Annotated in this window: 10 protein-coding genes; 4 read left to right on the forward strand and 6 right to left on the reverse strand. The window is 69.4% G+C overall.

Annotated features, from left to right (window positions below; all coding sequences use genetic code 11):
• The first annotated feature begins 83 nt into the window (after window positions 1-83).
• From dnaK to KBI5_RS21615, 3 genes are read left to right on the forward strand one after another with little or no spacing between them, the layout of a single operon-like run.
• Complete coding sequence (gene dnaK, locus KBI5_RS21605) at window positions 84-2033, forward strand: molecular chaperone DnaK (RefSeq protein ID WP_085016279.1); 1950 nt, start codon at window positions 84-86, stop codon at window positions 2031-2033.
• Window positions 2034-2071: 38 nt separating this feature from the next.
• Window positions 2072-2731 (forward strand): nucleotide exchange factor GrpE, encoded by a 660-nt coding sequence (locus KBI5_RS21610; protein ID WP_241883088.1) that lies wholly within the window; start codon window positions 2072-2074, stop codon window positions 2729-2731.
• Window positions 2732-2737: 6 nt separating this feature from the next.
• Window positions 2738-3745: a DnaJ C-terminal domain-containing protein gene (locus KBI5_RS21615; RefSeq protein WP_011436588.1), complete on the forward strand. Its 1008-nt coding sequence runs from the start codon at window positions 2738-2740 to the stop codon at window positions 3743-3745.
• A 234-nt stretch (window positions 3746-3979) separates the two neighbouring features.
• Here KBI5_RS21615 and meaB read toward each other — a convergent pair whose 3' ends face one another.
• The 6 genes from meaB to KBI5_RS21645 form a co-directional block, all read right to left on the reverse strand.
• Window positions 3980-5005, reverse strand: coding sequence for a methylmalonyl Co-A mutase-associated GTPase MeaB (meaB, locus tag KBI5_RS21620; protein ID WP_011436587.1), 1026 nt, complete (start codon window positions 5003-5005; stop codon window positions 3980-3982).
• Between the two features lie 83 nt (window positions 5006-5088).
• Window positions 5089-7167, reverse strand: a complete 2079-nt coding sequence (locus tag KBI5_RS21625; protein ID WP_043591990.1) for a protein meaA — start codon at window positions 7165-7167, stop codon at window positions 5089-5091.
• A gap of 1 nt (window position 7168) precedes the next feature.
• Window positions 7169-7678 carry a MaoC family dehydratase gene (locus tag KBI5_RS21630; RefSeq protein WP_011436585.1) on the reverse strand — a complete coding sequence of 170 codons (510 nt, stop codon included), beginning with the start codon at window positions 7676-7678 and terminating at the stop codon, window positions 7169-7171.
• A 57-nt stretch (window positions 7679-7735) separates the two neighbouring features.
• Window positions 7736-8935, reverse strand: coding sequence for an acyl-CoA dehydrogenase family protein (locus KBI5_RS21635; RefSeq protein WP_085016281.1), 1200 nt, complete (start codon window positions 8933-8935; stop codon window positions 7736-7738).
• Window positions 8936-9060: 125 nt separating this feature from the next.
• On the reverse strand, window positions 9061-10011 hold the full coding sequence (locus KBI5_RS21640; RefSeq protein ID WP_035912474.1) for a CoA ester lyase: 951 nt from the start codon (window positions 10009-10011) through the stop codon (window positions 9061-9063).
• A 361-nt stretch (window positions 10012-10372) separates the two neighbouring features.
• Window positions 10373-11908, reverse strand: coding sequence for an AMP-binding protein (locus tag KBI5_RS21645; RefSeq protein WP_085016282.1), 1536 nt, complete (start codon window positions 11906-11908; stop codon window positions 10373-10375).
• 622 nt (window positions 11909-12530) lie between these two features.
• Here KBI5_RS21645 and KBI5_RS21650 point away from each other — a divergent pair.
• A partial coding sequence (locus KBI5_RS21650) for a LacI family DNA-binding transcriptional regulator (RefSeq protein WP_035733381.1) occupies window positions 12531-13038 on the forward strand: 508 nt, incomplete at its 3' end.

Genomic DNA, 13038 nt, shown 5'->3' on the forward strand with positions numbered 1-13038 from the left:
AACAGCCTCCCGGCTGACCCCGACCCCCGAGACCCCAGCGGAGTGCCCCACGGTCACGCCGCCCACGATCATGCCCCAACGGGATTTCCGAATACGTACAGGCAGTCGGCATTGATCTGGGGACGACCAATTCGGTGATCGCCGCCTGGGAGGGTGGCGAGCCGAGGGTCATCCCGAACGCGGAGGGTGCGCGGACGACACCGTCGGTGGTGGCGTTCACCGAGAGCGGTGAACGCCTGGTCGGGCAGCTGGCGCGACGGCAGGCGATCCTGAACCCGAAGGGCACGATCTACTCGGCCAAGCGGTTCATCGGCCGCCGCTATGACGAGGTGACCGAGGAGGCCAAAGCGGTCGCCTTCGACGTCGTCCCGGGCCCGGAGGGCGCCGCCCGGTTCAGAATCCGGGACAAGCTCTACGCGCCGGAGGAGATCAGCGCGCTGGTGCTGCGCAAGCTGGCCGACGACGCTGGGCGGAACCTGGGCGAGAAGGTCACCGAAGCGGTCATCACGGTGCCGGCCTACTTCAACGACGCGCAGCGCACCGCGACGAAGGACGCCGGCCGGATCGCCGGCCTGAACGTGCTGCGGATCATCAACGAGCCGACCGCCGCCGCATTGGCGTACGGGCTGGACAAGAAGGGCCACGAGACCGTCCTGGTCTTCGATCTCGGCGGCGGCACGTTCGACGTGAGCATCCTCGACGTCGGCGACGGGGTGGTCGAGGTCCGGGCCACGGCCGGGGACAGCCACCTGGGCGGGGACGACTTCGACCGCCGGCTGGTCGACTACCTCGCCGACGGGTTCCACCGGGAACAGGGCATCGACCTGCGCCGGGACCCCCAGGCACTGCAACGGCTGTTCGAGGCCGCGGAGAAGGCCAAGGTCGAACTGAGCGCGGTCACCCAGACCCAGGTGAACCTGCCGTTCATCACCGCCGACGCCACCGGGCCGCGGCACCTGACCGCCACGGTCATGCGCTCCACCTTCGAACAGATCACCGCCGACCTGGTCGAACGGACCATGGGACCGGTCCGCCAGGCGATGGAGGACTCCAAGATCAGTGCCGACGACCTCGACGAGGTGATCCTCGTCGGCGGCGCCACCCGGATGCCCGCGGTGCAGGCACTGGTCCGGCGGCTGACCGGCGGCAAGGAACCGAACATGAGCGTCAACCCCGACGAGGTCGTCGCCCTGGGCGCGGCGATCCAGGCCGGGGTGCTCAAGGGCGAAGTCTCCGACGTGCTCCTGCTCGACGTCACCCCGCTCTCCCTCGGGGTGGAGACCCGCGGCGGCCTGATGACGAAAATCGTCGAACGCAACACCACGATCCCGGTGCGACGCTCCGAGGTGTTCTCCACCGCGGAGGACAACCAGCCGGCCGTGGACATCGTGGTACTGCAGGGCGAACGCGAACGCGCCGCCGACAACCGGGTACTCGGCCGCTTCCGCCTGGAAAACATCCGCCCGGCGCCCCGCGGCGAACCGCAGGTCGAGGTCACCTTCGACATCGACGCCAACGGCATCCTCAACGTCACCGCCCGCGACAAGGACACCGGAGCCCAGCAGTCGATCACGATCAGTGAGACCTCCAACCTCCCCAAGGAGGAGGTCGAACGGATGATCACCGAGGCGGAGCGTAACCGCACCACCGACCAGGCGCTACGCGCCGCAATCGACGCCCGCAACGAGCTGGACTCGGTCGCCTACCGCGTCGAACGGCTGCTGGCCGAACTCGGTGACGCCGCCCCGCCCCACGAGAAGGCCCGCGCCGACCTGCTGGTCGCCGACGCCCGCCAGGCCATCAAAGAGGAGGCTCCGGTGGACCGGGTCCGCGCCCTGACCTCGGATCTCCAACAGATCTACCACGGCCTGGCCGCCGCCCGAACCGGCCAGGCCGCCCCCACCGAGGGAACCRGCGGCAGCCCGACCGACACCGCCCCGGGCGGCCCACAGCCACCACCTGGCGGCGGCACCCCTGGCGGCGGCAGCCCTGACGGCGACGACGTGGTAGACGCCGAGTTCGACCGGGGCTGACCCATGCCAACCGAGACCGACCCATGATGGCGAACGACATGCCGCGCGAACAGCGCCCAGACCGGACCGGCCACGGCGCCGACCAGACCACCGACCAGACCGTGGACCGGAGTAGCGGAGAGGCCACCGCCCACGCCGGCCCCGTCGGCGCGGACGATCTCCCGACCGAGACGGTCCTGGACAGTGTGGCGCTCGCCATGCAGGTGGACAAGCTGACCGACCGGTGGCGGCGGGCCGCCGCCGACCTGGACAACCTGCGTAAACGGACCGTCCGGGAGCTGGAGCGGGATCGGGCGGCCGAACGGGCCCACGCGGCGGCCGCCTGGCTGCCGGTCCTCGACCATCTCGACCTCGCGCTCACCCACGCCGACGCCGACCCCACCTCGCTCGTGGCGGGTGTCCGGACGGTCCGGGACCAGGCCGTGGACGTGCTGGCCYGGCTCGGCTACCCGCGCCACGACGAGGTCGGGGTGCCGTTCGATCCGACCCGGCACGAGGCGCTGGCCGCCGTCGAGGAACCGAACGTCCCAGCCGGCACGGTGGTGGCCGTGATCCGCCCCGGCTACGGCGACACCGGACGGCAGCTACGCCCCGCCGGAGTCGCCGTCAGCCGCCCTCCGGGCGAACCGCCCGGCGGCGCCCGGCAACCAGGCGAGATCGGCCCGGACCCGGGCGGCACCGGCGGGCCCGCGGAGTGACCGGCCGTGGCCCAGGACTACTACCAGCTTCTCGGTGTCGGCCGGGGCGCGAGCGCCGAGGAGATCCAGCAGGCCTACCGCCGCCTCGCCCGCCGTTACCACCCCGACGTCAACCGCGGCCCGGAGGCGGAGGAGCGGTTCAAGGAGATCGGTGAGGCGTACCGCGTGCTGTCCGACCCGAAGACGCGGGCGCGCTACGACCGGTTCGGCGCGGACTTCCGGCGCATCCCCGAGGACTACGACGGACGGGTGACCGCCGGGCCGGACTTCGGCCAGGCCGGCCGGGGCTGGAGCCGCACCGGCCGGGTCCGGGCCGAACCGAGCTTCGGCGGCGCCGACTTCGCCGATGGCACCGACTTCGCAGACTTCGCCGACAGGGGTTTCGGACGCGCCGGCCCCGGTGGCGCGGGCCTCGGCGGGAGCATCTTCGGTGACCTGTTCGGTGATCTGTTCGGGGCCCACGGCGCGACCGGGCCGATCCCCGGCGCCGACCAGGAAGCCGAGCTCGAGCTGACCGTCGAGGAGGCCTACCGGGGCGGGCGGCGTCAGATCACCCTCGCCGGCCCCGGCGGGAGCCCACGCAGCTACCAGGTCACCATCCCGCGGGGGGTGGTCGAAGGCCAGCGCGTCCGGCTGGCCGGYCAAGGCGGCCGCGGCAGCAGGCACGGCCAGCCCGGCGACCTCTACCTACACGTGAAGATCGCGCCGCATCCGTATTACCGGCTGTCCGGACGAGACATCAACGTCCCGCTGCCGGTCACCCCCTGGGAGGCCGCCCTGGGCGCCCGGGTCCCGGTCACCACCCCCGGCGGCGAGATCAAGGTGCGCGTCCCGGCAGGATCGTCCAGCGGCCGGCGGCTGCGCCTACGCGGCGCCGGCCTACCCAACCCCACCGGCCCGCCCGGCGACCTGCACGCCGAGGTGCGCGTGGCGGTGCCGCCGGCCCTGACCGCCCGGGAACGCGCGCTGTTCGAGCAGCTGGCCGCCGTCTCGGCCTTCGACCCGAGAACGTGAACTCGCCCGACACCGCGTGCCCCGAGGTACGGGGGTGCCCCGAGGTACGGAGGCCGCCCCGAGGTTATGTCCCGTCATCCCGGGAAGGTACCGTCACGTGGACGCCAAGCCGAACACCATTTGCCCGACCTGCCATGGTCGATGCCGCACGGTGTCTCATGTGGCGGGCTTCCGGGCCGGTCAGGTCCGGACCGTGCTGGTGATCGACCCCTGCCGCTGCTGCCACGACCGCGGTTACCTGGTCGGTTTCACCGCACCGGTGTGACCGGCGGCCAGGCCAACGGCGGCCTGAGCGGCGAGTGCCTCGTCGAGGAGACGATCGGCCGCGGTGTGGGGGTCGAGTCCGCCGGCGACGACCTCGTCGGCGAGCTGGTCGATCGCGGCTCCGGGCCGCAGGTCCCCGATCCGCTCCCGCAGCCGGGCGAAGGCGATCCGCGAGATCTCGTCGACCGCGCGCCGACGCCGTCGGCGCTGCAGCTGCCCCGTGCGCAGCAGCCAGTCCCGATGGGCCTCGATCGATTCGACGAGCTCGGCCACCCCCTGCCCGGTGGCGGCGACCGTCCGCACGACCTGCGGACGCCGGTCGTCCTCCCCGCGGCCGGCACCGCCCATCCGGAGCATGGCGGTGAGCTCGTTGACCGTCCGGTCCGCACCCGGCCGGTCGGCCTTGTTGACCACCAGCACGTCGGCGATCTCCAGAACGCCCGCCTTGGCGGCCTGGACGCCGTCCCCCATCCCTGGGGCGACCAGGACGAGCGTGGTGTCCGCCAGGGCGGCGATGTCCACCTCGGCCTGTCCCACCCCGACGGTCTCGATCAGGACGACGTCGAACCCGACGGCGTCGAGAACCCGCAGGGCCTGGGGCGTGGCGGTCGACAGGCCGCCGAGACTTCCGCGCGTCGCCAGCGAGCGGATGAAGACGCCCGGATCGGTGGCGTGCTCGACCATCCGGATCCGGTCGCCGAGCAGCGCGCCGCCGGTGAACGGGGACGAGGGGTCGACGGCCAGCACGCCGACCCGCCGGCCCGCAGCCCGATAGGCGCCCACCAGCGCGGAGGTGGAGGTGGACTTGCCGACCCCCGGCGCCCCGGTGAGGCCGATCACCTGCGCGCCCCCGGTGCGAGGCATCAGCAGCTGCTCGGTTCGCTGCAGGTACGGCGAACCGTCCTCGACCATGGAGATGAGCCTCGCCACCGCGCGGCGGTTGCCCGCGACGGCGGCGGTGACGAGTTCGGTCACCGACTCGATCGACGAGCCCACCCGGGTACCATCCCCAACCGTCACGGCCACCTCACTAATCGAGCTCACCAATCGAGCTCGGTGATCGAGCTCACTGATCGAGCTCACTGATCGAGCTTGTTGGCGGCCCGTACGACGTCGAGGATGCCCCGGATGATGGCGGTGAGCTCGTAGTCCTTGGGCGTGAACACCGCGGCCACCCCGAGTCGGGCGAGCTCGTCCGCGTCCGCCGCGGGGATGATGCCGCCCACGATGACGGGGATCTCACCCGCCCCGGCCGCCCCCAGCCCCGTCAGCACCTGGGGCACCAGGTCGAGATGGGAACCGGAGAGCACCGACAGCCCGACGACGTGCACGTCCTCCTCGACGGCCCCGGCCACGATCTGCGCCGGCGTCAGCCGGATCCCCTGGTAGACGACCTCGAAACCGGCGTCACGGGCCCGCAGCGCGATCTGCTCGGCGCCGTTGGAATGCCCGTCGAGACCGGGCTTACCGACCAGCATCTTCACCGGACGGCCCAGCTCGGACCCCGTGCGCGCCACCCGGGCCCGCAGCTCGTCGAGGGCGGCCCCGCCACCACCGGCGACGGTGGCCTCGCCGACCCCCGTCGGTGCCCGGTACTCCCCGAACACCTCCCGCAGCGTGTCCCCCCACTCCCCCGTCGTGACCCCGGCCCGGGCGCAGGCCAGCGTGGCGGGAACCAGGTTCGCGTCCGTCCCGGCCGCCGTCCGCAGGCCGAGCAGCGCCTCCGTCACCGCCCGGTCGTCGCGGGCGGCCCGCCAGGCCGCCAGCTCCGCGCGGGTCGCCTCCTCCAGCGCCGGATCGACCGTCTGGATCGCGGCGGAAAGATCGGCGAGCAGCGGATTCGGCTCGGTCTCGGTGAACCGGTTCACCCCGACGACAACATCCTCACCGCTCTCGATGCGAGCCCGCCGCGCCGCCTGGGACGTCACCAGCTGCGACTTCATATAGCCGCTCTCGACCGCGGCGACGGCGCCCCCCATCTCCTGAACCCGGTCGATCTCCGCCCTGGCCGCGGCCACGAGCTGATCGACCCGCTTCTCCACCACGACCGAACCGGCGAACAGATCGTCATACTCCAGCAGATCGGTCTCATGAGCGAGGATCTGCTGAATGCGCAGCGACCACTGCTGGTCCCACGGCCGGGGCAGGCCCAGCGCCTCGTTCCAGGCCGGCAGCTGCAACGCCCGACACCGCGCGTCCTTCGACAGGGTTACCCCCAGCGCCTCCAGCACAATTCGGATGATGTTGTTCTCCGGCTGGGCCTCGGTCAGYCCCAGCGAGTTGACCTGCACCCCGTACCGGAACCGGCGCTGCGCCGGCTCCCGAACCCCGTACCGGGAGGTCAGCAGCTCATCCCACAACGCCGTGAACGCCCGCATCTTGCACATCTCCTCCACGAAACGCTCTCCGGCGTTGACGAAGAAGGAGATCCGACCACACACCTCACCCATCCACTCCGAATCCGCCCGCTCCAGCTCCCCGCGGTCCGCGCCAGCCCGGACCGCGCCAGCCCGGCCCGCGTCAGCCCGGCCCACCGGGATCCCCCGCGCGGCGGCCACGGCATCGAGCACCGCGATCGCCGTGCACATGGAATAGGCCAGTTCCTGAACCGGCGTGGCCCCGGCCTCCTGCAGGTGATAACTGCAGATGTTGATCGGGTTCCAGCGGGGCAACTCGGCCACCGTGTAGGCGATCAGGTCGGTGATCAGGCGCAGCGACGGACCCGGCGGGAAGACATAGGTCCCCCGCGACAGATACTCCTTGATGATGTCGTTCTGGGTCGTCCCGGCCAGCTCCGCCGGATCGGCCCCCTGCTCCTCCGCGACCACCTGGTACAACGCCAGCAGCCACATCGCGGTGGCGTTGATCGTCATCGACGTGTTCATCCGCGCCAGCGGAATCCCGTCGAACAACCGCCGCATGTCACCGAGATGCGCGATCGGCACCCCTACCCTGCCCACCTCGCCACGGGCAAGGGCGTGATCGGGGTCATAGCCCGTCTGCGTGGGCAGATCGAACGCCACCGACAACCCGGTCTGCCCCTTGGCCAGATTGCGCCGATACAGCGCGTTACTCTCGGCCGGGCTCGAATGCCCGGCATAGGTGCGGATGATCCACGGACGGTCCCGCTTCGGCTCCGCCCGGCCCGCGCCCGCCATCTCAGCCTTCCGTCCGGGGTTCCGGCCGGCCAGGCTGCTCGCCGCCGCGTGCCTCGCCGTAGGCCCGCTTGGGCACCATGACCTTGCGGCGGTAGATGCAGACAAGGACGCCGTCCTGGTTGTAACCGCGGGTTTCGACGGTGACGATCCCGCGGTCGTCCTTGCTCTTCGACTCGACCTTGTCCAGGACGGTGGACTCGCCGTAGATCGTGTCACCGTGGAACACCGGCTTCACGTGCCGTAACGACTCGACTTCCAGGTTGGCGATCGCCTTCCCGGATACGTCGGCCACCGACATTCCCAGCAGCAGGGAGTAAACGTAGTTCCCGACGACGACGTTCCGTTTGAACTGAGTGGTCTCCTCGGCGAAATGAGAGTCCAGGTGCAACGGATGATGGTTCATCGTGAGCAGGCAGAAGAGATGGTCGTCGTACTCGGTGACCGTCTTGCCCGGCCAGTGCTTGTAAACCGCACCTACCTCGAACTCCTCGAAGTAACGCCCGAACTGCATTTGGAACTCCCTCACCTGATCACAGCATACTCAACTCGTCAGAGACGCACCGGCCCCTCAGCCCGGAAGCTGGTACTCCTTCAGCAATGCCCGGCTGATGATGCGCTTCTGTACCTCGGAGGTCCCCTCTCCGATGAGCATGAAGGGGGCCTCCCGGTACAGGCGCTCGATCTCGTACTCCTTGGAGTAGCCGTAGCCGCCGTGGATCCGGAAAGCCTCGGTCGTCACCTCGTGGCAGTACTCGCTGGCAAGGTACTTGGCCATCCCGGCCTCGACGTCGTTGCGCTGCCCGTCGTCCTTCCTGCGGGCGGCGCTGACCATCATCAGATGCCCGGCCTCCACCTTGGTCGCCATCTCGGCGAGCTTGAACGCGATGGCCTGATGCTCCGCGATGGGCCGGCCGAACGTCCGCCGCTGCTGAGCGTAGGCGATACCCAGCTCAAACGCCCGGATCATGATCCCGCAGGCCCGCGCGGCGACGTTGACCCGGCCGACCTCCACGCCGTCCATCATCTGGTAGAAGCCCTGGCCCCGGCCGGCCTCGCCGCCGAGGATCGCCGACGCGGGCACCCGATGGTCGGCCAGCACCATCTCGGTGGTCTCGACCCCCTTGTACCCGAGTTTCTCCAGCTTTCCCGGGATGGTGATCCCGCCGTGTGTCCGGAACCCAGGTTCCTTCTCCAGGAGAAACGTCGTCATGTTCCGGTAGACCGACTGGGCACCCTCGTCGGTCTTGACCAGGGTGGCGACGACGCCGGCGCGGGCGCCGTTCGTCAGCCACATCTTCTGGCCGTTGAGCACGTATTCATCGCCGTCCCGGTCGGCCCGGGTGGTGATCGCGGAAACGTCGGAGCCACAGCCCGGTTCGCTCATCGAGAACGCCCCGCGGAGCTCGCCGGTGGCCATGACCGGGAGCAGCCGCCGTTTCTGCTCCTCCGAGCCGTGCTGGAGGATCAGGTAGGCGACGATGAAGTGGGTGTTGATGACCCCGGAGACACTCATCCAGCCGCGGGCGATCTCCTCCACGACGAGCGCGTAGGTCAGCAGGGACTCGCCGAGCCCGCCGTACTCCTCCGGGATGGTGATGCCGAACAGGCCCATCTCCTTCATCGCCTCGATGATGTCCTCGGGATACTCATCCCGATGCTCGAGGTCGTTCGCATGGGGAAGAATCTCCTTGTCGACGAAGGTCCGTACCACCGCAAGGATGTCCCGCTGCACTTCGGTCAGACCGTCGGTCTGCGCGATCCTGCCCATGTTCCGCTCCTGTCGCTGCCCCCGATGCCTGAGGGGAGAGCAGAAACGCACTCAGGCAGCGGGATGGTTTCATCATGGCCACGCGCCGGGTGCCGGCGCGCCGATCCGCCCCKACTCGGACGGATTCAGCCGACCGGTGGTTCGAACTTCACCGTACGCTGCATCCCCGCGGCGCGGCCCTTGCCCGCGACGACCTCGGCCATCTTCCGGCTCGCCTCGTCGATCATCTCGTCGCCGAGCATCACCGCACCGGTCAGACCGCCCGCGGCCGAGGTGTGCCAGGCATAGGCCTCCAGGATCAGCTCGGCATGGTCATAGTCGGCCTGCCGGGGCGCGTAGATCTCGTTGGCCGCCTCGATCTGGCCCGGGTGCAGCACCCACTTGCCGTCGAACCCGAGCGCCGCGGACCTGCCCGCCACCGCCCGGAATCCGTCCACATCACGGATCTGCAGAAACGGCCCGTCGATCGCCTGCACCCCGCGGGCGCGCGCGGCCTCGAGAATCTTGAACAGCACGTAGTGAAATGGGTCACCCGGATAGTCCGGACTGAGTGCTCCCACCACCAGCGACGGCATGTTCACCGACGCCATGAAATCCGCCGGGCCGAAGATGATCGTCTCGATCCGCGGGCTCGCGAACGCGATCTCCTTGACGTTCGACAGCCCCAGCGCATTCTCGATCTGCGCCTCGATCCCGATCCGGCCCACCTCGAACCCCATGACCTTCTCGATCTGGGTGAGCAGCAGGTCCAGCCACGCCACCTGCTCCGCCGACTGCACCTTCGGCAGCATCACGCAGTCCAGGTTCGCCCCCGCGCCCTCCACTACCTCGATCACGTCGCGGTAGGTCCAGCGCGTGGTCAGGTCGTTGACCCGCACCACCCGGGTCTTCCCCGCCCAGGCGCCCTCGTTCAGCGCCGCGACCACGTTCGCCCGCGCCGACTCCTTCGCGCCAGGAGCGACCGAGTCCTCCAGGTCACAGAACACCTGATCGGCCGGCAACCCCTGGGCCTTGCCCAGCATCTTCGGCGACGAGCCGGGAACGGCCAGACACGACCGGCGCGAACGCAGCGACACCACTACCCCACATCTCTCACAGGCCGGATTTCGATGAACGGACGAACACCCGGCGGACAGGGACATCGACGCGGAACCGAGGCTTCGTCCTCCGTCCGCGCGACCCCCGCACCCCCATACCAAGGGTCTCCACCTGTCGCAACCGCCCGATCACAGGAATCGCCCGGTAGCCCGATATTAGCCCATCCGATAATCTTGAATTGTGCATCTAGGTTTTATCACAGTCCCCCGCACCGGGCATCCGATTCACACTCACCATACGCACCACATTCGTCACTCTATGTAGAGTACCGGTAAGGTGCCGGATCGGTCGGCGCGGTGCCTCGGGTGCCGTCCACGGGACGGATCCGCTCCGGTCGGATCAGTCGACCTGGCGCTCGTGGCCCTCCCAGTACGGGGCGCGCAGCTTGAACTTCTGCAGCTTGCCGGTGGCGGTGCGGGCAAGCTGGTCGCGGAACTCCACCGAGGTGGGCGCCTTGTAGGAGGCGAGCCGCTCCTTGCAGTGCTTGATCAGCTCCGCCTCGGTCGCCGTCCGGCCCTCGGCGAGCACGACCAGCGCTTTGATCGCCTCACCCCACTTCTCGTCGGGCACGCCGATCACCGCGACCTCGGCCACTGCCGGGTGGCCGAACAGGCAGTCCTCGACCTGGATCGACGAGACGTTCTCACCGCCGGTAATGATCACATCCTTCTTGCGGTCACTGATCGTCAGGTAGCCCTCGTCGTCGATCACGCCGCCGTCACCGGTGTGGAACCAGCCGCCCGCCAGGGCCCCGGCCGACTCCTGCGGCCGCTCCCAGTAGCCCGCCAAGATCACGTTGGAGCGAGYCAGCACCTCACCGGAGTCTGAGAGCTTGAGCGTGACACCCAGAGCGGGCGCACCCGCACGGACGAGCTTGCCCGCGCGATCCTCGGGCGGCAGGTCGTCCCACTCCACGCGGGAACGGTTGATCGTGAGCAGCGGCGAGGTCTCGGTGAGGCCGTAAATCTGGATGAACTCCCAGCCGAGCTCCTCCTCGACCCGTTGGACCGTCTTGGTGGGCGGCGGAGCACCCGCGCAGATGACCCGCACGCGGTCGCGGCCGGGGACCTCGCCGTCCCAGTCCCGGACGGCGTCGAGCACGGCGTTGACCACAGCCGGCGCGGCGCACATCACGGTGACGCCGTGCTGCTCCACGCGGCGCAGGATCTCCGGGCCGTCGATCTTGCGCAGCACCACCTGCTGGACGCCGAGACCGGTCATGCCGAACGGCATGCCCCAGCCATTGGCGTGGAACATCGGCAGCGTGTGCAGGTAGACGTCGCGATCGGTGACACCGGCGTGCAGCGCGAAGGTGACCGCGTTGACCCAGATGTTGCGGTGGGTGATCTGCACGCCCTTGGGGCGCGCGGTCGTACCGCTGGTGTAGTTGACCGTGGCGGTGGCGTTCTCATCCGGCTCCCACGGCGTGGGCTCGGCGTCGAAGCGGTAGAGCTCGGCGTCACTCTCGGCGCCCAGCACGAACTTCTGCTTCGCGGTCACGCCGGAGAGCTTCTCCTCCAGCTCGGGGTCGATGAGCAGCACCTCGGAGCCGGAGTGCTCGACGATGTAGCTGACCTCCTCCGGCGAGAGACGGAAGTTCACCGGGACGAGCACCCGGCCGTACCCGCTGACACCGAAGAACGACGCGAGCAGGCGGGCACTGTTATGCGACACGATCGCGACGCGCTCACCGTGGCCCACGCCTAAGGCGTCCAGGCCCGCCGCCTGCGCACGGGCGGTCTCACCCAGGCGGGCGTAGGTCAGGTCCGGCCACGGCTGGGCGGGCTGGTCCGGTTCGTCCACGACACCGACACGTCTGCCATACACCGTGACCGCTCGATCAAGGAAATCACGTGCGCCGAAAGGCACCAACATCGCTGGCCTCCAGGGGTCTGTGGGGGGTGCTGTCGAACCTCACCTGTCGAATCGAGTGTGATCCAAAGTGTAGGCACGGTAAACGGCGAGGGTTTGTACGCCGGTGACAGGCGCTTGCACCCACACGCCACACGACGTCGACGCGGGCCTGGTCAGGCCGCCGCCGTTGCTGTCGAACCGCTCGCGGTGTGGCTACGCCGGGTGGTTCGTGAGAAACAGGTTCGTTGGGAACAACTGTTTGCCATGTTCGCCTAGGCAGCCTTGCGTGTTTCAGGCGGCGCAGTTGTCCGGACAAGCCGCGCGAGCATTGTGCTGGACAGRCCCGGTGCGCCCGCGCACCGGGCCGTCCGCGAGCACTACATCGACAACCTKCTACGGCCGAGAGCTGTCCCCGACCGGTAGCCAACCGCACCCGTGTGAGTGTCTCACCCGAACCTTGGCAGGCATGGCGAGCTGACCCCCCATGTACGGACCCGGAAGAAGTCCCCGAAGATCAACGGTTTCGTGAACGCTTGCGCACGTTGAGGTAGGCTCGCTTGCAAACGCTGTAGGGCCGGGCGCCTGGTGGATTGGCCGCCTGATGGGTTCCGGCGGGAGGTCGGGCGCTGAGGAGGAATCCGGGATGGGCGGCAGCATCGAGGAGGTGGCCGCGTTGGCGGGCGTCTCCACGGCGACGGTGTCGCGGGCGTTGCGTGGACTACCCTACGTCGCCGAAAGCACCCGACGACGGGTGCGGGAGGCTGCCGCGCAGCTGGAGTACGTGGCGTCGCCGCAGGCGTCCCGGCTGGCCAGCGGGCACACGCGCACGATCGGGGTGATCGCGGATCTGACCGGCTGGGTTTTCCTCCAGGTCCTCAGGGGGGCCGAGGCGGTGCTGCGGGAGGCCGGGCTGGATCTGTTGCTGTACAACCCCGGGGACGACTCGGGCCCCTTCGATGCGCTGCCGCTGCGTAAGCGGGTCGATGCGGTACTCGTCCCGTGTCCACCTCTCACRCTGATGGAGATGCGCTCCCTACAAGCGCTTAACATACCAGGTGTTCTGGTCGGCGCGAGCGTGCCCGGTTTCCCCAGCGTGCGGGTCGATGACGTCGGCGGTGCCCGTACGGCGGTGCAGCACCTGATCAATCTGG

Source organism: Frankia sp. KB5, assembly GCF_002099325.1.
Lineage (GTDB): Bacteria > Actinomycetota > Actinomycetes > Frankiales > Frankiaceae > Frankia > Frankia casuarinae.